Consider the following 18,211-nt stretch of genomic DNA (forward strand, 5'->3'; position numbering starts at 1 on the left):
GGTCCGGCCTCACTTCCGCGGGATACGCCTTGTCGTGCACAGGCTTATCTATCTTGCATCTGCAAGATGCTATCCCGTACGACCCTGACGAATACTTGGCTGATCGACCAGAAAGTGCCGCATGTGCGCACCTCCTTTTGGAGGATGTGCGGCTTCCCCTGAACCTACGGCTGAAGTGGGCCATGCGCTGAGACCCCGTCGCATCCGCAAGGGTGTCTTCCCTTTCCCCCGTTGCGTCGAGGGTCGCGGGAGCCGGTACGGCCCGGTCGGCGGACGGGCAGGAGGTCCGGCTCAGCGCACCCGCCCGCGCGGTTTCAGCGGTACCGCCGGAAGTTCCGGAGCGCTCAACCGGTCGCCGTCGTAGCCTCGCACCGCACCGAACCGGTCGCCGTTCATCCAGTCTGCACGTGCCCGTGCGATGTCCTCGTTCGTGCGGCCGACGAAGTTCCACCACATGACGAGTTCCTCCTCGAACGGCTCTCCGCCCAGGAGCATCAGGCCCGCGTCCGACTCCGCGCGCAGGGAGAGGTCCGTGCGGCCGCAGCCCAGGTAGAGCATCGAGCCGGGGAGCACGGGGACGCCGTCGACGTGGGTCTCGCCCGACATGGCGAGGACCGCGTACTCGAAGTCCCGTTCCAGCGGGAGGCGTACGTCCGCGCCGCGGGACAGGGCGAGGTCCGCGCCGAGGATCGGCGTGTACGTCGTGCCGGGCGACGTCGAGCCGTCCAGGGTGCCCAGGAGGAGCGTCGCGGTCAGGCCCGGGGACGTGATCTGCGGGAGGTCCGCGTGGTGCTCGAAGTGTGGGGCCGTGTGGCGGTCGCTGTCGGGGAGGGCCACCCACAGTTGGGCGCCGTGCAGGAAGCGGGCGTGCGAGCGCGGGCTCTCCTCGGAGTGGGAGATCGCGCGACCCGAGGTCATGAGGCCCAGCTCGCGGGGGCGGACGGTCTGCACGCTGCCGGTGGAGTCGCGGTGCAGCACCTCGCCGTCGTGCAGCCAGCTGACGGTCTGCAGGCCCATGTGCGGGTGGGGCGGCACCTGCATGCCGGGCTCGTCGGCGATGTCGTCGGGGCCGTAGTGATCGACGAAGCACCAGGCTCCGACCATACGGCGCCCGAGGTTCGGCAGCAGACGACGGACCTCGGTGGACTCGCCGAGCGTGACGCGCCGCGGGCTGAGGAGTTCCCGTACCGGTTCCGCGACGACGAATCCCCGGCCGCCGCAGAGGGAGGGCACCGCATCGCGGTCAAGATTGCTCATGCCGCACAACCTAGCCCCACGGGCGCTCGGGAGGCAGTCGGCTGTCCGGCCATCGCTTCCGGCCGGAATCCCTGGGTGCAGTCACGGCCGTCACCACGGTCGTCACAGTCGTGGAATATTCAACCATCAGGGCTCGTTACAGGCCACCAAGGAGGAAGTAATGACCTACTACGACCACGGGACCGCGGCCGAGCGCTGGGAGCGCGCGCAGCTCTTCTTCGACGCCAAGGAGTACGCCACCGCGGCCCGGATCCTCGACACCCTGGCCGACGAGGCGCCGGAGCAGGTCGCCCCGCGTCTGCTGCTCGCCCGCGCCTACTACCACTCCGCCCAACTGGGGCGCGCCGAGACCGCGTTGCGCGAGGTGATCGAGCTCGACCCGGTCGAGAGCTACGCCCGGCTCATGCTCGGGCGCACACTGCAGCGGCAGAACCGTCCCGACGAGGCGGCGCCCCACCTGCGCATGGCCGCGGCGCTGGACGGGGACTTCACGCAGGTATGAGGGGCAGCGGCACCTCTCCCCCCGCTCACCCCCACAGGGCCTCGGCAGCGGCCATCCCCGCGAAGGCCGCGCCGAGGCCCGCCGCCACGCTTCCCAGCGCGTTGGCCGCCGCGTGGCAGCGCGAGCCGTTCTCGGCGAGGCGCAGTGTCTCGTACGAGAAGGTCGAGTACGTGGTCAGCGCCCCGCACAGCCCCGTGCCGAGGAACAGCTGGACGTGTGACGACGCGGCGCCCGCCACCACCGCGCCCGTCAGCACGCCGAGGATCAGGCTGCCCGCCACGTTGACGGCGAGGATGCCCCAGGGGAAGCCGGTGCCGTACCGCTTCCGCAGGGCCGCGTCGGTCAGGTGGCGCAGGGGCGCGCCGATCATGCCACCCACGATCACCAGCAGCCAGTTCATGCCCGCCACCCCGTTGATACGGACACCGCTGCCCGGCGCGTCGCCCACATCGCGCCCCACGCCGCCGCGAGCGCCGCGATCAAGGTCAGGGCCAGGTAGGCGAGGCCCGTACGGGCGTGGCCTTCGCGTACGAGGCGTTCGATGTCCACCGCGTACGTCGAGAACGTGGTGAAGCCGCCGAGGAAGCCCGTGCCGAGGAACGGCCGCACCAAGGGATGGGTCGGCCGCACCTCCGTGACCAGCACCATGAGGACGCCGATCGCGGCGCAGCCCGCGACGTTCACCACGAGCGTCGTCCAGGGGAATCCGCCGGGGGCCGTCGGCCACCACAGCGACACGGCGTACCGGGCGACCGCGCCCATGCCGCCGCCCACGGCCACCGCCGCGACGACCTTCCCTTCACCCCGCGTCACATATGCCGTCTCAGCGGCCGACTCGTCCCGCTTCACCGTTCCTCCTACTCGCCGGCGCCCCTCGCGAGGCGCACTCGTTCGCAAGTAGGGACCGTTGGCGGCGTCGTCGCCGCGGTTCGGGTACGGCGAGCCCCACCGCCGCGCGACGCGCCCGGACCGAGGCCGGGGGCAAGTGCCTGGTCCGGCTGCCGGGAGAGCACCGCTTCGTTCAGGTTAACCGGCTCGATCAGGTTAACCGGCACCGACCGTCACCCACCGGCACCGGATCACGCCACGTCGCGGAAGCAGCCGACGAGAGCGTCCACCGTGTCCTCCAGACGGTCGCCGTCACCGTGGGCCGCCCGCTGCCGTTCGGCGCCCGTGCCGCGTACGCGGAGGCGCGCCCAGGCGGCCCGGATCCAGGCGTCGTCCCCGTTGTCCTCCAGGGCCGGTCGGACATGCGCGTAGAGGCGCTCGGCCAGGACCGTAGCGGGCCGGAGCCGCTGGGTGTGCACGTCGAGGCCGTGGCCGCGCAGGCCGTCGCGGGCCGCCCGCCAGTACGCCGCCCGCAGCACTTCCGGCGCGGGATTCACGACCGGGTCGCCCGCGTGGACGGCACGCAGTTCCGTCAGGGCCAACGCCCGTACCAGCGCCGCGTACAGAACCGTCTCCCCCGCGGTCATCTGCGCGTCCGCCACCCGGATCTCCAGCGTCGGCACGTGCGCCGAGGGCCGTACGTCCCAGTACAGGCCGCCCTGGTCCATGACCGCTCCGGCGGCGTGCAGGTGGCCCACCAGGTCCTCGAAGTGCGCCACGGAGTCGAGGTACGGCGGTGGCCCGGCCGCCGGCCAGCGCGCCCAGGAAAGGGTGCGCCAGCTCGCGTAGCCGGTCCAACGGCCCGCCCAGTAAGGGGAGTTAGCCGTGAGCGACACCAGCACCGGCAGCCACGGACGCAGCCTGTTGCTCACCTTGACGGCCGCCGCCCGGTCCGCGATGCCGACGTGGACGTGGCAGGCGGCCGCGCACTGCTCGTCGTCCAGCGCGCGGAACGCCGCCAGGCTGTCGGCGTAGCGCGGCCCGCGGGTGAGCGGGAGCGGCCACACCTCCCCCAGCACCGGCGCGCCGGACGACACGACCGCGAGCCCGCGCCTCCGTGCCGCGTCCGCCACCGCGCCGCGCATCGCCGTGATGTCGTCGGCGAGATCGGCGAGCCGGGTGTGCGGGCTCGTCCTCGCCTCGACCTGGAAGCGGGTGATCTCGTCGCCCACCCGCTCCTCGCCGAGCCGCTCGGCGGCCAGCGCGGCCACCTGTGCGCCGTACGGCCGTACCTCGCGCGACGCCGGGTCGACGACGAGGTACTCCTCCTCCACCCCGAACGACATCCGCCCCTCGGCTCTCATGAACGGGAGCTTCTCACGGCGGGCGGCACGGTCACAGGGGGCAACACGGTCACTGGGGCGCGGTCACAGGGACAGCACGGCCACCCGGTGGTTCCGCCGACCGGTTACGGCGCGACCTCGCCGTCGCGGATCGCGCGCACCAGGCCCGCCACGAGGTTCGCCCGTTCGGTCATCGCCTCGACCACCACGTACTCGTGGTCGGCGTGCGCTCCGCCGCCGACCGCCCCGAGGCCGTCCAGCGTCGGTACGCCGAGCGCGGCCGTCAGGTTGCCGTCGCTGCCGCCGCCGACCGCTCTGCCCTCGAGGCCGGGGATCAGCCGCTGGGCGGCGGCGAAGAGCCCGGCCGCCGCCGACTCGGGCATCGGGGGGCGGTCGACGCCTCCCCTGACGGTGATCTCCGCACCTTCGAGGCGGGGAGTCAGGGCGGCGAACGCGGCCTCGATACGTTCCGTCTCCTGCGGGGACTCGACCCTGACGTCGACGACGACGGTCGCCTCCGCGGGAACCACGTTGTCCACCGTGCCCGCGGACGCGACGGTCGGGGTGACGGTCGTGCCGATGGCGGAGGCGCCGAGCGCCTCGATGGCGAGGACCTGGTGGGCCGCCTCGACCAACGCGTTGACACCGGCCTCGGGTTCGAGGCCCGCGTGCGCGGCGCGGCCGGTGACGGAGACCTCGAACGTGCCGCAGCCTTTGCGTCCCGTCTTCACTCCCCCGCCGTCGGCGGCGCCTTCGCACACCAGGACCGCGCCGCAGGCACGGGCGCGTTCCTCGATGAGGGCGCGGGAGGAGCCGGAGCCCACCTCTTCGTCCGCCGTCACCAGGATCTCCACGCCCGAGCGGTCGTCGAGCGCGGCGAGGCCGTGCACGGCCTGCACCAGACCGCCCAGCATGTCGAAAACGCCGGGGCCCGTCGCGTGGCCGTCCGTGACCCGGAACGGGCGGCGGGCGAGGGTGCCGAGCGGGAACACCGTGTCGTGGTGGCCGAGGATCAGGACGCGCGGGTCGCCGCCTCCGGACCAGTGGACGTGGGGGCCCGCCTCGCTGTCGACGAGGGTGGCCTTACCGCCGAGGCGGGCCTCGATGACGCCCGCGACGGCTTTCGCCGACTCCGTCAGGGCGTCGCGGTCGCGCGACGGCGACTCGACTTCTACGAGTGTCCTGAGGTCTTCGATCATCGCGCCGACACTGACGTCGACCGGCTCGCACATCGTCACGCCCGCCAGGGTACGTGCGCGGTCACGCGCCGCCCCGGGTGGGACCGCCTCTGCGCCCGGCGGGACCGGACACCTGTGGCGGCCATGCCTCCGGGGCCAGCAGCCCGAGTACGTACGCCCTGGCCACCAGCGCCGTGCGGTTCGGGACGCGCAGGCGGCGGCAGAGGCGCGTGAGGTGGTAGTTGACGCCGTCGGTGCCGATGCCGATCGTGCGCGCGACGACGGCCGTCGTGGCGCCGCCCGCGACCAGGCGCAGGATGCGGGCCTCCTGTGCGCTGAGGGCGGGGTGGGCGAGCTCCTCCTCGGCGTCGTCCCCGGCGCCTCCGGGCCGCCCGGTGCGGTCCGCGGCGCGGTTCCCCGAGGCCTCCTCCCGCGCCTCCGCCACGCGCAGCGTCACGATCAGGGGCGGGGTGTCCTCCAGCGGGTCGGTGACGGGTTCGACGGTGACCTGTCCGTGACGGAGGGCTCCGCCTGCCGTCCAGCACGCCTCCACCGGGTAGCGGGACCGGCGGCCGGAGCGCATGGCCTCGTCCAGTTTGCGGAGTTGGGCGCTGTTGGTGGGGGTGAGCAGGTCGAGCAGGAGCCGGTTCGCCACGCGGCCCGGCTGGAGTCCCAGGGCGCCGGCGAAGGCGGGGTTGGCGACGGAGACGAGCCCGTTCGTGCCCGCGATGGCGGTCGGCGTCGGGGAACGATCCAGCAGGGTGAGGAACCGCCCACGCCACACGACGGCATCGGCCTCCCTGGGCTTCGCCACAGCGGTACCGACCTCTCCGGGCTTCGCCGCAACGGCACCGGCTCCTCCCGGCTTCGCCACGGCGGCACCGGCCTCCCCGGGCCTCACCACGGCGGCGTCGTCTTCCCCGGGCCTCACCACGGCGGCACCGGCCTCCCCGGGCCTCACCACGGCGGCGTCGGCCTCTCCGGGCCTCACCACGGCGGCACCGGCCTCCCCGGGCTTGCCTCAGCGGCACCGGCTCCTCCGGGCTTCGCCGCCTTTCCGGGCTTTGCCGCCTCTCCGGGCTTCGCCACCGCGGTACCAGCCTCTCCGGGCTTCGCCACCGTGGCGCCAGCCGCTCCAGGCCCCGCCAAAGCGGCACCGGCCTCTCCAGACCCCGCCACCACGGCACCGACTTCCCCAGGCCTCGCCCCCGTGGCGCCGGTCGCTCCAGACCCCGCCACCGCCGCACCGGCCTCCCCAGACCTCACCACCGCCGCACCGACTTCCCCAGACCCCGCCACCGCGCCGTCCGCCTCCCCGTGCTTCGTCGCCGGTGTCTCCGACCCGTGGGCCGGCGTGCCCCTCGGCTGCCTCCTCACCGCCGCTCCTCCCTCTCTTCACATCCGCGCCCTCGTCCGCCGCGCACAACGCATGCGCGTCCGCCGCGCAAGCGCCGGGGCGGAAAAGCGCCCTACAAGATTATGTAGTCCTCGCCCTGAACCGCCGCTCGCCGGACGCCACCGTGGAGAGCGCGCCCCACCTGCCGGGCGCCCAACTCCTCCGTGTCCAAGGGAAGGGGCCCTGTCGCCATGAGCGAAGAACACATCGTCGAGGTCTGCGGTCTCCGGGATGATCCGGATCTCGTCCTGCCCACCGTCGACGTGACGGCCGTCGGGCTGACCGCCACCCCCATTCAGCAGGCCGTGGAGCTCGCGCGGCGGCACGGGCCCCTGTTCGTCCGCCGGTACCACGGGCGCGATTCCGTGTGGGCGTCCTCGCTCGAGCTCGTCGAGGAGCTGTCCGACGAGACGCGGTTCGCGAAGGGGGTCGGGCCCGCCCTGGAGAACGTCCGCGGCATCGCGGGCGACGGCCTGTTCACGGCGTACAACGACGAGCCGAACTGGGCCAAGGCGCACGACATCCTGCTCCCCGCCTTCGCCATGAACTCGATGCGGACGTACCACCCGCACATGCTGCGCGTGGCCCGGCGTCTCATCGCCTCCTGGGACGGCCGGTTCGCGCCGGGCGCGGCCGAGTCCGCGCCGGTGGAGGTCTCGGAGGACATGACCAGGATGACCCTGGACACCATCGGCCTGTCCGGCTTCGGCTACGACTTCGAGTCGTTCGGCCGCACCGATCCGCACCCCTTCGTGCAGGCTCTCGTGCGGGGCCTGGCGCACAGTCAGGCGAAGCTGGCCCGGGATCCCGCCGATGACCACACCGCCGACGACGCCGCGTTCGAGGACGACGCCGCCTTCCTCGCCCGGGTCGTCGACGAGGTGATCGAGACCCGCATGGCGTCGGGCGACACCTCCGCCGACGACCTGCTCGGCCTGATGCTCAACTCCCCGCACCCCGGCAGCGGGGAGACCCTGGACGAGGCGAACATCCGCAATCAGGTCATCACGTTCCTGATCGCCGGGCACGAGACCACGTCCGGCACGCTCGCCTTCGCCCTTCACCACCTCGTGAAGAACCCGACGGTCCTGCGTCTCGCACAGGCCGAGGTCGACGCCCTGTGGGGCGACGAGCCGGACCCCGAGCCGACGTACGAGGACGTGGGGAGGCTCCGGTACGTGCGGCAGGTGCTCAACGAGGCGCTGCGGCTGTGGCCCACGGCGCCCGCGTTCCAGCGCAGGGCCCGCGTCGACACGACGCTCGGCGGGCACCCGGTGAAGGCGGGGCAGTACGTGGTGGTGCTGACGCCCATGCTGCACCGGGACCCCGTCTGGGGCGACAACGTCGAGGCGTTCGACCCCGAACGCTTCGCCCCGGAGACGGAGGCCGCCCGCTCCCCGCACGCGTACAAGCCCTTCGGTACGGGTGAACGCGCCTGCATCGGGCGGCAGTTCGCCCTGCACGAGGCGACGATGCTGCTCGGCATGCTGGTGCACCGCTACCGTTTCATCGACCGCGCCGACTACCGCCTGAAGGTCAAGGAGACCCTCACCCTCAAGCCCGACGGCTTCACCATGACGCTGGCGGCGCGTACCCCCGAGGACCGGGCGCGGAGCCGGGCGGCGACGGGGAGCACGCAGGGCGGGTCCGTCACGCCGCAGGCCGGTCCTGCCGAGGACGGCCTGCCCACGCGCGCGGTCCCCGGCACTCCCCTGACGCTGCTGCACGGTTCCAACTTCGGGACCTGTCGCGGGTACGCCGAACAGCTCGCTGACCTCGCCGCAGGCCTCGGCTTCGACGCGCGCGTCGCCCCGCTGGACGACGCCGCGGGCGCGCTGCCCGCCGGCTCCCCCGTCGTGATCGTCACCGCCTCCTACAACGGCAGGCCCACCGACGACGCGCGGGCGTTCGTGTCCTGGCTGAGCGGGGCCGCGCCGGGCGCGGCGGACGGTGTGCGGTACGCGGTCCTCGGCGTCGGCGACCGCAACTGGGCGGCGACGTACCAGCAGGTGCCCACGCTCGTCGACGACGGGCTCGCCGCCGCCGGTGCCACCCGTCTCCTGGCGCGCGCCGAGGCCGACGCGTCCGGCGACCTGACCGGGTCCGTGGAGCGCTTCACGTCGGCGCTCCACGAGACGCTGCTGCGGGAGTACGGGGACCCGGAGAGTGCGGGGGCCACCGCCGCCGTGCCGGAGGAGGCCAGGGTCTACGACGTCGTCGAGGTGTCCGGCGGTCCGCTGGACGCGCTGGACGCCCGGCACGGCACGGTGCCGATGACCGTCACGGATGCGGCCGACCTCGTCGACCTCGCCCATCCACTGGGCCGCCCGAAGCGGTTCCTGCGGGTGGCGCTCCCCGAGGGCATCACGTACCGCACCGCCGACCACCTCGCCGTGCTGCCGGCCAACGACCCCGCGTCGATCGAGCGCGCGGCGTCGGTGCTGGGCGTCGACCTCGATGTGGTCCTCAACATCCGGGCGCACCGCCCCGGCCGCACCACCCTGCCGCTGGACCGACCGGTAGCCGTACGTGAACTCCTGTCTCGTCACGTGGAGTTGGGTGACAGGCCTACGGCGGCTCAGGTCGCCCTGCTCGCGGAGCACAACCCGTGCCCGCCCGAGCGCGCCGCCCTGGAGCGTCTGGCGGCCGCCCCGGAGGAGCTGTCCGCACGGCACGACAGCCTCCTCGACCTCGTCGAGGACCACCCGGCCCTGCGCGGCCAACTCCCCTGGCCCGCCCTGCTCGAACTGCTTCCGCCCCGCCGCCCCCGCCACTACTCGATCTCGTCGTCACCCGCCGCCGCACCGGGCCACGCCGACCTGATGGTGTCGCTCCTGTCGGCACCGGACCGCTCCGGACGCGGCACCTTCCGCGGCACCGGTTCCTCGTACCTGCACGGTCTGCGGCCCGGCGACACGCTCCACGCGCGCGTGCAGCCCTGCCGCGACGCGTTCCGCATCCCCACGGACGCGCACACCCCGGTCATCATGATCGGCGCGGGCACGGGTCTCGCCCCCTTCCGCGGTGCCGTCGCCGACCGCCTGGAAATCCTCCGCGGCGGCGGACGCCTGGCCCCGGCACTCTGCTACTTCGGCTGCGACCACCCCGACGTCGACTACCTGCACCGCACGGAACTCGAAGCGGCGGAACGCGCCGGAGCGGTGTCGATGCGCCCGACGTACTCCAGGGCGCCCGAGGGCGAACTCCTCTTCGTCCAGCACCGCATCGCGGCCGAGTCCGAGGAGATCTGGCGCCTGCTGGAGGCCGGGGCCCGGGTCCACGTCTGCGGAGACGGCGCCCGCATGGCTCCCGGCGTCCGCGAGGCGTTCCACGACCTGCACAGGAAACACGCGGGCGGCGACGGGTCCCGGGAGGCGGCCCGAACGGCCGCGGAGGCGTGGTGGCAGGGGCTCGTCGCCGAGGGGCGGTACGTGGAGGACGTCTATGTGAGCGCCTGAGGAGACGGAGGCGTCACGACACTGCCCAGCCACAGGACGTCACGGGCCCTCGTCATCGCCACGAACAGCTGGCTCCGGCGCAGCTCTTCGTGTTCCGCGGCCGTCTCGGGGGTCCGTGGGGCGGCGGGGCCGGCGGCCGGCGCCGCCGGGCCGAGGGCGGTGTCGTGGCGGGGCAGGTACACCCGCTTGAACTCGAGACCCTTGGCCCTGCGGTAGCTGCCGAGCTTGACCCCGTCGACCGGGCGTCCGTCGTACTGCTCCAGCATGCAGACCGTGATGCCCGCGCGGGTGAGCAGGCGCTGGTAGTCGCCGATGGCGCGCACCGAGGGGCACAGCACGGCGGCATCGGCCAGTTCGGCCGTGGACAGTTCACGCAGGGCGGTCAGGAGCGCCTCGTCGTGCTCGGCCACGGTCGGCTTGGAGACGCGGACCACCTGCCCGTCGTGGTAGGTGAGTTCGACGTCCCTGCGGCCGAGGGTGCGCAGCCCGTCGATGTCGTCGAACGTGTCGTCGGCGACGACGTCGAGGGCCGCGTCGAGGATCGGCCCGCTGTTGCGGTAGTTGGTGCGCAGCACCTGTCCGCGGTCGCCGCGGATGTCGATGCCCGCGTCGGTCAGCCGGAAGCCGCCGGGGTAGACGGCCTGCTGGCCGTCGCCGACGAGCAGCAGTGCGTTGGGGGCGTCGCCCACCAGCGTGTGCAGCAGGCGCACGCCGACCAGGGTGAGGTCCTGGACCTCGTCCACGACGACCGCCGAATACGGCGGCCGCTCGACGCCGCGTGCCGCCTCGGCCAGGGCGAGGGACAGGACGTCGTTGAAGTCGTGCACGCCCTTCTCGACGCGTAATGCCTCGTACGCCTCGTAGAGCTCCCACACGGCCTGGCGGTGGGGGCGGCGCAGGACCGTCCTGCGGCGGCGGCGCGGCACGTTCGCGTACTCGTCGAAGGTGGTGATGCCGCGGCCCTTGATGACGTAGTCGATCTCCTGCCGCCAGTAGAGCGGCGCCGGGTCGATCTCCGCCAGCGGGCCGGTGCGGCCGACGTGGGTCCAGGCCAGGCTGAACGCCGTCTCGGCCTTGTCCTTGTGCAGCCGCACCTGGACGCCGCGTGCCCGCAGGAATTCCTGCGCCCAGGCGTGCAGGCTGCTGAAGTCGACCTTGTCCGCGATCGACGGGGACATGGTCCTGAGGAAGGTGCCCTGGACGCGGGGCAGGTTGTTGGCGTACGTGACGTACAGGATGCGGCCGTTGGTGCGGCGGGCGAGGTGGGCGGCGCGGTGCAGGCCGACGACCGTCTTGCCGGTGCCCGCGGGGCCGCTGGTGCGGGCCGGTCCCGACCAGTTGCGGCGGACCAGGGCGACCTGGTCGGGGTGGAGGAACGTCATCCACTGTTCGATCGGGGCGCGCAGGGCGTCTTCCAGCGCCGCGTCCCGCAGGCCTTCGAGGTCGAACAGGCCGTCGGGTTCGGCGGGTCGGCGCGGGGCGGGCACCTGTGTCGTCCGTTGTCGCTCCACCGCCGAGCCCTCGTGTTCGGGGAAGGCGCGCTCCAGGTGGTCGGCCATGGCACGGACCGACTCGGCGCCCAGTCGGCGGGGCTCCGCGAGCAGCGCGGGTCCGACCTCGTGCTCGCCGAGGAGTCTGATCCTGCCGAGCCGGGCGTCCACGCGCCGCCCGGCGAAGACCATGAGCGGCTGGACGGCGACCGGGGACATGCCGAGGGACGCCACCGCGCTCTCCGCGGTCTTGGTGACGGCGAGGAGCTTGGCGGCGTGTTCGTCGCGCGGCTCGCCGCCGGCGCGCAGTGCGCCGTCCCGTGCCTCCGGCGCGGACCGCCAGTTCTTGACGTCGATGACGAAGACTCCGCCCGGTCCCACGAGCAGCATGTCGACGTTGGCGCCGCGCGTGCCGGGCCAGCGCCGGTCCACGAGCAGCCGCCACCCGCGCTCGGTGAGAATGAGCAGCTGGGCGGCGACGCGCTGCTCGCCCTCGCTCGCCGCCTCCCACCTGAGCGCCTGGCGGCGGGCCGCCTGCCACTGCTCCCGCAGCAGCCGCTCCTGGCGTCGCGCGTCCTGTGCCCGACGCGACGCCGACCCGCCTGCCGTCATGCGAGTACCCCCCTCGTACGCGGAGTAGCGATCATAGGACGATCCGCCACCGGTACGGCAGGGTGCGTAGGGTGCACTCAGCCCCTGTACGTCTCCAGGAGCCGCAGCCACACCTCGCTGATCGTCGGGTACGCGGGGACCGCGTGCCACAGGCGGCTGAGGGGGATCTCGCCCGCGATCGCCATCGTCGCCGAGTGGATGAGTTCGCCCACTCCGGGGCCGACGAAGGTGACGCCGAGGAGGATCTCGCGGTCCAGGTCGACGATCATGCGGGCGCGGCCCCGGTAGCCGTCGGCGTAGAGGCCCGCTCCCGCCACTCCGGACATGTCGTAGTCGACGGCGCGGACGCGGTGGCCCGCCGCTTCCGCCTCCGCGAGGGTCAGGCCCGCGGAGGCCGCCTCGGGGTCGGTGAAGACGACCTGCGGGACGGCGGCGTGGTCGGCGGTGGCGGAGTGGGCGCCCCAGCGGTCGGTCTCCAGGAGCGGGACGCCCTGGGCGCGGGCGGCGATGGCGGCGCCCGCGATGCGGGCCTGGTACTTGCCCTGGTGGGTGAGGAGCGCGCGGCGGTTGGCGTCGCCGACCGCGTAGAGCCAGTCGCTGCCCTCGACGCGGAGGCTGTCGTCGACCTTGAGGTAGGAGCCCGGCTCAAGGCCGACCGTCTCCAGGCCGATGTCGTCGGTGCGCGGGGCGCGGCCGGTGGCGAACAGGATCTCGTCGGCCTGGAGGGTGGAGCCGTCGTCCAGGGTCGCCGTCACCACGCCGTCCTCGCGCCGCACCGCGGTGACCGAGACGCCCGAGCGGACCTCGGCGCCCGCCTCGGTGAGGGCCTCCTGCACCAGTTCCCCGGCGAAGGGCTCCATGCGGGGCAGCAGGCCCCCTCCGCGCACGAGAACCGTGACCTGCGAGCCGAGGGCCTGCCACGCGGTCGCCATCTCGACGGCGACGACGCCGCCGCCGATCACCAGGAGGCGGCCGGGCGCATGATCGGCGCTGGTGGCCTCACGGCTGGTCCACGGCTTGACGTCGGCGAGGCCGGGCAGGTCGGGCAGGGCCGCGCGGGTGCCGGTGCAGACGGCCACGGCGTGGCGGGCCCGGAGCGTGTGCGCGGTGCCGTCCGTGCCGGTGACCGTGACCTCGCGGGTGCCCGTGAGGCGGCCGTGGCCCCGGTACAGGTCGACGCCGACCCCTTCGAGCCAGCCGACCTGGCCGTCGTCCTTCCAGTGCGAGGTGTAGTCGTCGCGGTGCGCGAGGACCGCGGACGTGTCCAGTGCGCCCTGCACGGCATCGCGCAGGCCGGGGACGCGGCGGGCGTCTGCCCGGGCGATGACGGGGCGCAGCAGGGCCTTGCTGGGCATGCAGGCCCAGTAGGAGCACTCACCCCCCACGAGCTCGCTCTCGACGATCGCGGCACTGAGTCCCGCGGCGCGGGCCCGGTCCGCCACGTTCTCCCCCACAGGGCCGGCTCCGATGACTACAACGTCGTACGTGATGGCATCCGTCATGAGGACAGTGTGTCGGCAGGTGTGCGCCGTGGCCACATGGGTACGCGCGCCGGACACGCCCCTGCGCGCGCGGCACCTTCCGCGCGTGCGACCAGGCGGAATAGGTCCGCACGATCGGCCGTTGTGCACAGCGGCCACGCCCCATATGAGGAAGTAGGGACACACCATGAGCACTGTGGAGCTCACCAAGGAGAACTTCGACCAGACGGTCACGGACAACGGATTCGTCCTGATCGACTTCTGGGCGGAGTGGTGCGGGCCCTGCAAGCAGTTCGCCCCCGTCTACGAGAAGGCGGCCGAGGCCAATCCCGACCTGGTCTTCGCCAAGGTCGACACGGAGGCCCAGCCCGAGCTGGCCCAGGCCTTCAACATCCAGTCCATCCCGACGCTGATGATCGTCCGCGACCAGGTGGCGGTGTTCTCCCAGCCGGGCGCGCTGCCGGAGGCCGCGCTCACGGACGTCATCGGGCAGGCCAGGAACCTGGACATGGACGAGGTCCGCCGTCAGGTCGCCGAGGAGCAGGCCAAGCAGCAGGGCCAGCAGCAGTAGGACCGGCAGGAGCAGTGGGGGCTGCGGGCTAGCTGGACTCGCGGTGCACGACGTCCGCTCCGAGGACGTCGTGCACCTCGGGTTCCGCACCCGGGTCGCGGACCACGCGGTCGACCAGTTCGGCCAGGCCGCGGCCCGACGGCAGCTCTATGCGGACCGTGCTGAGGCGGGGGCGTAGCAGCCTGCCGAGCATCAGGTCGTCCGAGCCGAGCACGGCGGTGTCCTCGGGTATGTCGATGCCCTCGTCCTGCAACGCGCGCATCAGGAGCATCGCGTACTCGTCGTTGTAGGCGAAGACGGCGTCGATTCCCCGGGCGCGGCAGCGCGCGGCGAGCCGGGCGGCGGACGCCTCGTCGTAGGCGAGGGGCAGCTCGGTGACCGAGGCGCCCGCGGTGCGCGCCCGCTCGACCGTCTGGCGGATCCCTTCGAGGCGGGGCTCCCAGAACGGCTCCAGGCCCTCTTCCTCGGGCACGACGACGCCGATGGTGCGTCGGCCGCGGGCCAGGAAGTGCAGGGCCGCCGCCTCGCCGACCCTGCGGCCGTCCATGAGCAGCGCGTGTGCGCCCTCGACGCGGTGCGGGCCGAGCGTGAAGACGGCCTTGGCGCCGGACCGCTTCAGTACCGTCACACCGCGCGGGTTGAGCGCGGAGGCGTCGGGTGCGAGGACGGCGACGGGGCGCAGTTCGGCCCAGGCGCGGGCCGCGTCCTCGCCGGTCAGGCCGAGGCTGGCGTACTGGACGACGGTGTAGTCGAACCTGCTGAGCGCCCATTGCAGCTCGTTGAAGAACTGGCTGAAGAGCGGGCCCATCGGGATCTCCGGCGTCGGCATGAGCACCATGCGGCTGTGTCCGGCGCGGAGGCTGCGGGCGGCGGCGTGCGGGACGTAGCCGAGTTCCTTGGCCGCTTCGTGGACGCGACGGCGGGTGGGCTCGCTGATCCGGACGGCGCTGGTGTTGTTGAGGACGTACGAGACGGTCGCGCGGGAGACCCCCGCCAGGCGGGCGACGTCGGCGCTCGTCGGCACGGAGGGCTGTGCGGGCTGCGGCTGCTTCGGTATCTGCACCATGGCAGGGCAATCCTTGCAGACGGTGCCGGGGGCGCTTGAGGCGGGCGGTGGAGCCGACCGGTGCGGGAGCGGGCGCGCGGTGCGGGGGCGTGGCGCGGGCGGCCGGTACGAACTCCCCTGCTCAAGCGCCGCGTTGGTCCGGCGTGCGATCTCCGTGGGCGCCGCTCGTCCGGCGGTGGTGCCGTTCCCCCGCAAGCTACTCGCCGGTTAACGTTCGGGCACCCGTCGTCGAGCGAAGGTGTCCCCCACATGACTGCCGACCGTGCCGAAGGCCTGACGCGCACCGCCCGCGCGCTGGCCGACGGAGAGGTGACCTCGCGTGCGCTGACCGAGCGGACGCTGGCCAGGATCGAGGCCGCGCAGCCCGTCCTGAACGCCTTCAAGCTGGTGCGGGCGGAGGCGGCGCTGGCCGAGGCGGACGCCGCCGACCGGCGGCTCGCCGACGGCGGAGCAGGTCCCGGGCGGCCGCTGCTCGGGGTGCCGCTGGCGGTGAAGGACGACATGGACGTGACGGGTGAGCCGACCGCGTTCGGATGCAGGGGCGACTTTCCGCCGAAGACGGCGGACTCGGAAGCCGTGCGCCGGCTCCGGGCGGCCGGGGCCGTGATCGTCGGCAAGACCAACACGTGCGAGCTGGGGCAGTGGCCGTTCACGGAGGGGCCCGGCTTCGGCGACACACGCAACCCGTGGCACACCGGGCACACGCCGGGCGGGTCCTCGGGCGGTTCGGCGGCCGCCGTCGCGGCCGGGCTCGTTCCCGCGGCGCTGGGCTCGGACGGCGCGGGCTCGGTGCGGATCCCGGCCGCCTGGACCCACCTCGTGGGGATCAAGCCGCAGCGCGGGCGGATATCGACCTGGCCGTGGCCGGAGGCGTTCCAGGGCATCACCGTGAACGGTCCGCTCGCGAGGACGGTCGCGGACGCGGCACTGCTCCTCGACGCGGCGAGCGGCAACCACGCGGGCGATCTCCACCGGCCGCCCGCCGTACGGGCGGCCGAGGCAGCGACCCGCGATCCGGGGCGGCTGCGGATCGCGCTCTCGCTGCGGATGCCGTTCACGGCGACGCCCAAGCGGCTGCATCCCGTGGTGCGCGACCGGGTGGTCGCCCTCGCCGAGCGGCTCGCCGCGCTGGGCCACGACGTCGCGGCGGCCGACCCGCGCTACGGCCAGGTCGGCCTGGCGTTCGTGCCGCGTGCCACGGCGGGCATCGCCGAGTGGACCCGGCAGGTGCCCGACGCCTCCCTCCTGGACCGGCGGACGCGCGAAGCGGCCCGTATGGGGCGGGTGTTGGGGGGTGCGCCGCTGCGGCTCGCCCGCCGCGCGGAGGCGGTCCTGCACCGCCGGGTCGGCGCGATCTTCTCGACGTACGACGTGGTGCTCGCCCCGACGACGGCCGCGCCGCCGCCGCGCATCGGCACGTTCGCAGCGCTGAGCGGCTGGCAGACCGACCGGACCATGATTGCCGCCTGTCCCTACGCGTGGCCGTGGAACGTTCTCGGCTGGCCGGGCGTCAACGTGCCCGCGGGGCACACCCCGGGCGGGCTGCCCGTCGGCGCCCAGTTGCTCGGGCCCGCCGGGAGCGAACCGCTTCTGGTCTCCCTGGCGGCGCAGTTGGAGGCGGACCGGCGCTGGCACGAGCAGTGGCCCGCGCCTCTGCCGTGATCCGTGTTCTACGGTGACCTGTGTGACTGCCTTCACCGATGACCCGCACCTGTCCGCGACGCCCGGCCGCTCGGGCGCCACCGCGACCACCGAGGTGGAACCGCGCGAAGTGGGCCGGGTCCGCACGGAGTACGCGCCCGACCGCGACGGCGACCCCGACCCGGGGGAGATCGTCTGGACGTGGGTGCCCTACGAGGAGAACGACGGCCGCGGCAAGGACCGCCCGGTGCTCGTGGTCGCCCGCGAGGCCTCGGGGACGCTGCTCGCCGTGCCGCTGTCGAGCAAGCGTCACAACGGCAGGGAGTGGGTGCCGATCGGGAGCGGTCCGTGGGACCGGGAGGGGCGCGACTCCTGGGTGGACGTGGACCGGGTGCTGCGGGTGCACGAGCGCGGGATGCGGCGCGAGGCGTGCGCGCTGGACCGCATGCGCTTCAACCTCGTCGTGCTGCGTCTCAAGGAGCGTTACGGCTGGCGCTGAGCGGGCCCGCGCCCCGCTCGTGCGCGAACGCCGTCTCGAACGCGCCGCGCGTCACCGCGCCCTTCGTCCGGTCGAGCACCCCGAACACGACGTGCGTGAACTGCCCGGCGAACCGGCCGCCTTCGCCGAGCAGTGCCCGGAAGGCGCCTTCCACCTGCGCCGGGTCGTTCATGAACACGCCGCAGCCCCAGGCGCCGAGCACCAGGCGACGGTAGCCGCACGCGACCGCCGTCTCCAGGACGCGTTCGGCGCGCGCGGCCAGCGCCTGCCCGATGTGGACGGCACGCTCCGGTGCCTGGCGTCGGATCACCCCGGCGTTGGGTGCCGCGGAGGTGAGGAAACCGACGGTGTACATCTCGTCGAGGAGGCCGCCCCGGTCGTCGCGGAAGACGGGTACGCCCGGTGAGTGGGTGACGCGGTCGCTGTAGAAGGGGTCCCGGTCGGCTCGGTGGTGGGCGTAGAACTCGGGGACTTCGAGCAGGCAGGTGTACAGCGCGGAGGCACGGCACAGCGCCTCCTCCTGTGCCTGCGCGCCGTTCAGATAGCCCCCGCCGGGGTTGCGCGCCGAGGAGAAGTTCAGCACCGCGAGTGGGGAGCCGTCCGGCTGCGGGGGCTGCCCGGCCGTCAGTCTGCGGGCCGCCTCCAGGCTGCTCTCGCCGGTGACCTCGAAGCGCGTGTGCTCCACGCGCTCGCGGGGCGGCGCCTCCACCGGGTCAGGACCGAACATGCGCGTGCCGGCGCGTGCCGCGGCCACCTCGTCGGCGATCACCGTCTCGCGGCCGTCCCGCGTCACGTACGCCCCCGCCGCGACGATCCGCTCCGTCTCCTGCGCCTGTCCGCGCAGCCGGGCGCTCATGTGCACGCCCCCGTGTCGTTCATGAACGCATGG

15 protein-coding genes are annotated in these 18,211 nt (G+C 73.5%); 5 read left to right on the forward strand and 10 right to left on the reverse strand.

Annotation, left to right across the window (positions count from 1 at the left end):
• Positions 1 to 291: 291 nt before the first annotated feature.
• A complete protein-coding gene (locus tag DEJ48_RS03310) occupies positions 292 to 1,257 on the reverse strand; it encodes a pirin family protein (protein WP_150214298.1) in 966 nt (321 codons plus the stop codon).
• Between the two features lie 160 nt (positions 1,258 to 1,417).
• Between DEJ48_RS03310 and DEJ48_RS03315 the strand changes: the two genes are divergently transcribed.
• Positions 1,418 to 1,759, forward strand: a complete 342-nt coding sequence (locus DEJ48_RS03315) for a tetratricopeptide repeat protein (protein ID WP_150214300.1) — start codon at positions 1,418 to 1,420, stop codon at positions 1,757 to 1,759.
• Positions 1,760 to 1,784: 25 nt separating this feature from the next.
• Here DEJ48_RS03315 and crcB (DEJ48_RS03320) read toward each other — a convergent pair whose 3' ends face one another.
• The 5 genes from crcB (DEJ48_RS03320) to DEJ48_RS03340 form a co-directional block, all read right to left on the reverse strand.
• Complete coding sequence (gene crcB, locus DEJ48_RS03320; protein WP_150214301.1) at positions 1,785 to 2,159, reverse strand: fluoride efflux transporter CrcB; 375 nt, start codon at positions 2,157 to 2,159, stop codon at positions 1,785 to 1,787.
• Positions 2,156 to 2,608 (reverse strand): fluoride efflux transporter CrcB, encoded by a 453-nt coding sequence (gene crcB / locus DEJ48_RS03325; RefSeq protein WP_223831869.1) that lies wholly within the window; start codon positions 2,606 to 2,608, stop codon positions 2,156 to 2,158. The genes crcB (DEJ48_RS03320) and crcB (DEJ48_RS03325) overlap by 4 nt, the downstream gene beginning before the upstream one ends.
• Before the next feature lie 230 nt (positions 2,609 to 2,838).
• Positions 2,839 to 3,951 carry a glutamate--cysteine ligase gene (locus tag DEJ48_RS03330; protein WP_150214303.1) on the reverse strand — a complete coding sequence of 371 codons (1,113 nt, stop codon included), beginning with the start codon at positions 3,949 to 3,951 and terminating at the stop codon, positions 2,839 to 2,841.
• Positions 3,952 to 4,055: 104 nt separating this feature from the next.
• Entirely contained in the window at positions 4,056 to 5,162 is a 1,107-nt protein-coding gene (locus DEJ48_RS03335; protein ID WP_150220925.1) for a M20 family metallopeptidase, read from the reverse strand.
• 28 nt (positions 5,163 to 5,190) lie between these two features.
• Complete coding sequence (locus DEJ48_RS03340; protein ID WP_150214305.1) at positions 5,191 to 5,922, reverse strand: helix-turn-helix transcriptional regulator; 732 nt, start codon at positions 5,920 to 5,922, stop codon at positions 5,191 to 5,193.
• Between the two features lie 773 nt (positions 5,923 to 6,695).
• Between DEJ48_RS03340 and DEJ48_RS03345 the strand changes: the two genes are divergently transcribed.
• Complete coding sequence (locus DEJ48_RS03345; RefSeq protein ID WP_150214307.1) at positions 6,696 to 9,962, forward strand: bifunctional cytochrome P450/NADPH--P450 reductase; 3,267 nt, start codon at positions 6,696 to 6,698, stop codon at positions 9,960 to 9,962.
• Here DEJ48_RS03345 and DEJ48_RS03350 read toward each other — a convergent pair.
• Positions 9,947 to 12,064, reverse strand: coding sequence for a nuclease-related domain-containing DEAD/DEAH box helicase (locus DEJ48_RS03350; protein WP_150214308.1), 2,118 nt, complete (start codon positions 12,062 to 12,064; stop codon positions 9,947 to 9,949). The two genes, DEJ48_RS03345 and DEJ48_RS03350, sit on opposite strands and share 16 nt — an antisense overlap.
• Before the next feature lie 77 nt (positions 12,065 to 12,141).
• Complete coding sequence (locus DEJ48_RS03355; protein WP_150214310.1) at positions 12,142 to 13,566, reverse strand: dihydrolipoyl dehydrogenase family protein; 1,425 nt, start codon at positions 13,564 to 13,566, stop codon at positions 12,142 to 12,144.
• Positions 13,567 to 13,732: 166 nt separating this feature from the next.
• Between DEJ48_RS03355 and trxA the strand changes: the two genes are divergently transcribed.
• Complete coding sequence (trxA, locus tag DEJ48_RS03360) at positions 13,733 to 14,116, forward strand: thioredoxin (RefSeq protein ID WP_150214312.1); 384 nt, start codon at positions 13,733 to 13,735, stop codon at positions 14,114 to 14,116.
• 28 nt (positions 14,117 to 14,144) lie between these two features.
• Here trxA and DEJ48_RS03365 read toward each other — a convergent pair whose 3' ends face one another.
• Positions 14,145 to 15,182, reverse strand: a complete 1,038-nt coding sequence (locus DEJ48_RS03365; protein WP_150214314.1) for a LacI family DNA-binding transcriptional regulator — start codon at positions 15,180 to 15,182, stop codon at positions 14,145 to 14,147.
• 249 nt (positions 15,183 to 15,431) lie between these two features.
• On the opposite strand from DEJ48_RS03365, the gene DEJ48_RS03370 reads away from it, so the two are divergent.
• Both DEJ48_RS03370 and DEJ48_RS03375 read left to right on the forward strand, forming a co-directional pair.
• Positions 15,432 to 16,844 (forward strand): amidase, encoded by a 1,413-nt coding sequence (locus DEJ48_RS03370; RefSeq protein ID WP_150214316.1) that lies wholly within the window; start codon positions 15,432 to 15,434, stop codon positions 16,842 to 16,844.
• A gap of 22 nt (positions 16,845 to 16,866) precedes the next feature.
• A complete protein-coding gene (locus DEJ48_RS03375) occupies positions 16,867 to 17,322 on the forward strand; it encodes a type II toxin-antitoxin system PemK/MazF family toxin (protein ID WP_150214318.1) in 456 nt (151 codons plus the stop codon).
• On the opposite strand, the gene DEJ48_RS03380 is transcribed toward DEJ48_RS03375, so the two are convergent.
• A complete protein-coding gene (locus DEJ48_RS03380) occupies positions 17,297 to 18,178 on the reverse strand; it encodes a TIGR02452 family protein (protein ID WP_150214319.1) in 882 nt (293 codons plus the stop codon). The two genes, DEJ48_RS03375 and DEJ48_RS03380, sit on opposite strands and share 26 nt — an antisense overlap.
• Positions 18,179 to 18,211 lie beyond the last annotated feature (33 nt).

This window comes from Streptomyces venezuelae (assembly GCF_008642315.1).
In the GTDB taxonomy this organism is placed as follows: Bacteria; Actinomycetota; Actinomycetes; order Streptomycetales; family Streptomycetaceae; genus Streptomyces; species Streptomyces venezuelae_D.

Coding starts and splice junctions, on each gene's coding strand:
- DEJ48_RS03310 (WP_150214298.1), bottom strand. CDS start 1,257: ATGAGCAATCTTGACCGCGATGCGGTGCCCTCCCTCTGCGGCGGCCGG.
- DEJ48_RS03315 (WP_150214300.1), top strand. CDS start 1,418: ATGACCTACTACGACCACGGGACCGCGGCCGAGCGCTGGGAGCGCGCG.
- crcB (WP_150214301.1), bottom strand. CDS start 2,159: ATGAACTGGCTGCTGGTGATCGTGGGTGGCATGATCGGCGCGCCCCTG.
- DEJ48_RS03330 (WP_150214303.1), bottom strand. CDS start 3,951: ATGAGAGCCGAGGGGCGGATGTCGTTCGGGGTGGAGGAGGAGTACCTC.
- DEJ48_RS03335 (WP_150220925.1), bottom strand. CDS start 5,162: ATGTGCGAGCCGGTCGACGTCAGTGTCGGCGCGATGATCGAAGACCTC.
- DEJ48_RS03345 (WP_150214307.1), top strand. CDS start 6,696: ATGAGCGAAGAACACATCGTCGAGGTCTGCGGTCTCCGGGATGATCCG.
- DEJ48_RS03350 (WP_150214308.1), bottom strand. CDS start 12,064: ATGACGGCAGGCGGGTCGGCGTCGCGTCGGGCACAGGACGCGCGACGC.
- DEJ48_RS03355 (WP_150214310.1), bottom strand. CDS start 13,566: ATGACGGATGCCATCACGTACGACGTTGTAGTCATCGGAGCCGGCCCT.
- trxA (WP_150214312.1), top strand. CDS start 13,733: ATGAGCACTGTGGAGCTCACCAAGGAGAACTTCGACCAGACGGTCACG.
- DEJ48_RS03365 (WP_150214314.1), bottom strand. CDS start 15,182: ATGGTGCAGATACCGAAGCAGCCGCAGCCCGCACAGCCCTCCGTGCCG.
- DEJ48_RS03370 (WP_150214316.1), top strand. CDS start 15,432: ATGACTGCCGACCGTGCCGAAGGCCTGACGCGCACCGCCCGCGCGCTG.
- DEJ48_RS03380 (WP_150214319.1), bottom strand. CDS start 18,178: ATGAGCGCCCGGCTGCGCGGACAGGCGCAGGAGACGGAGCGGATCGTC.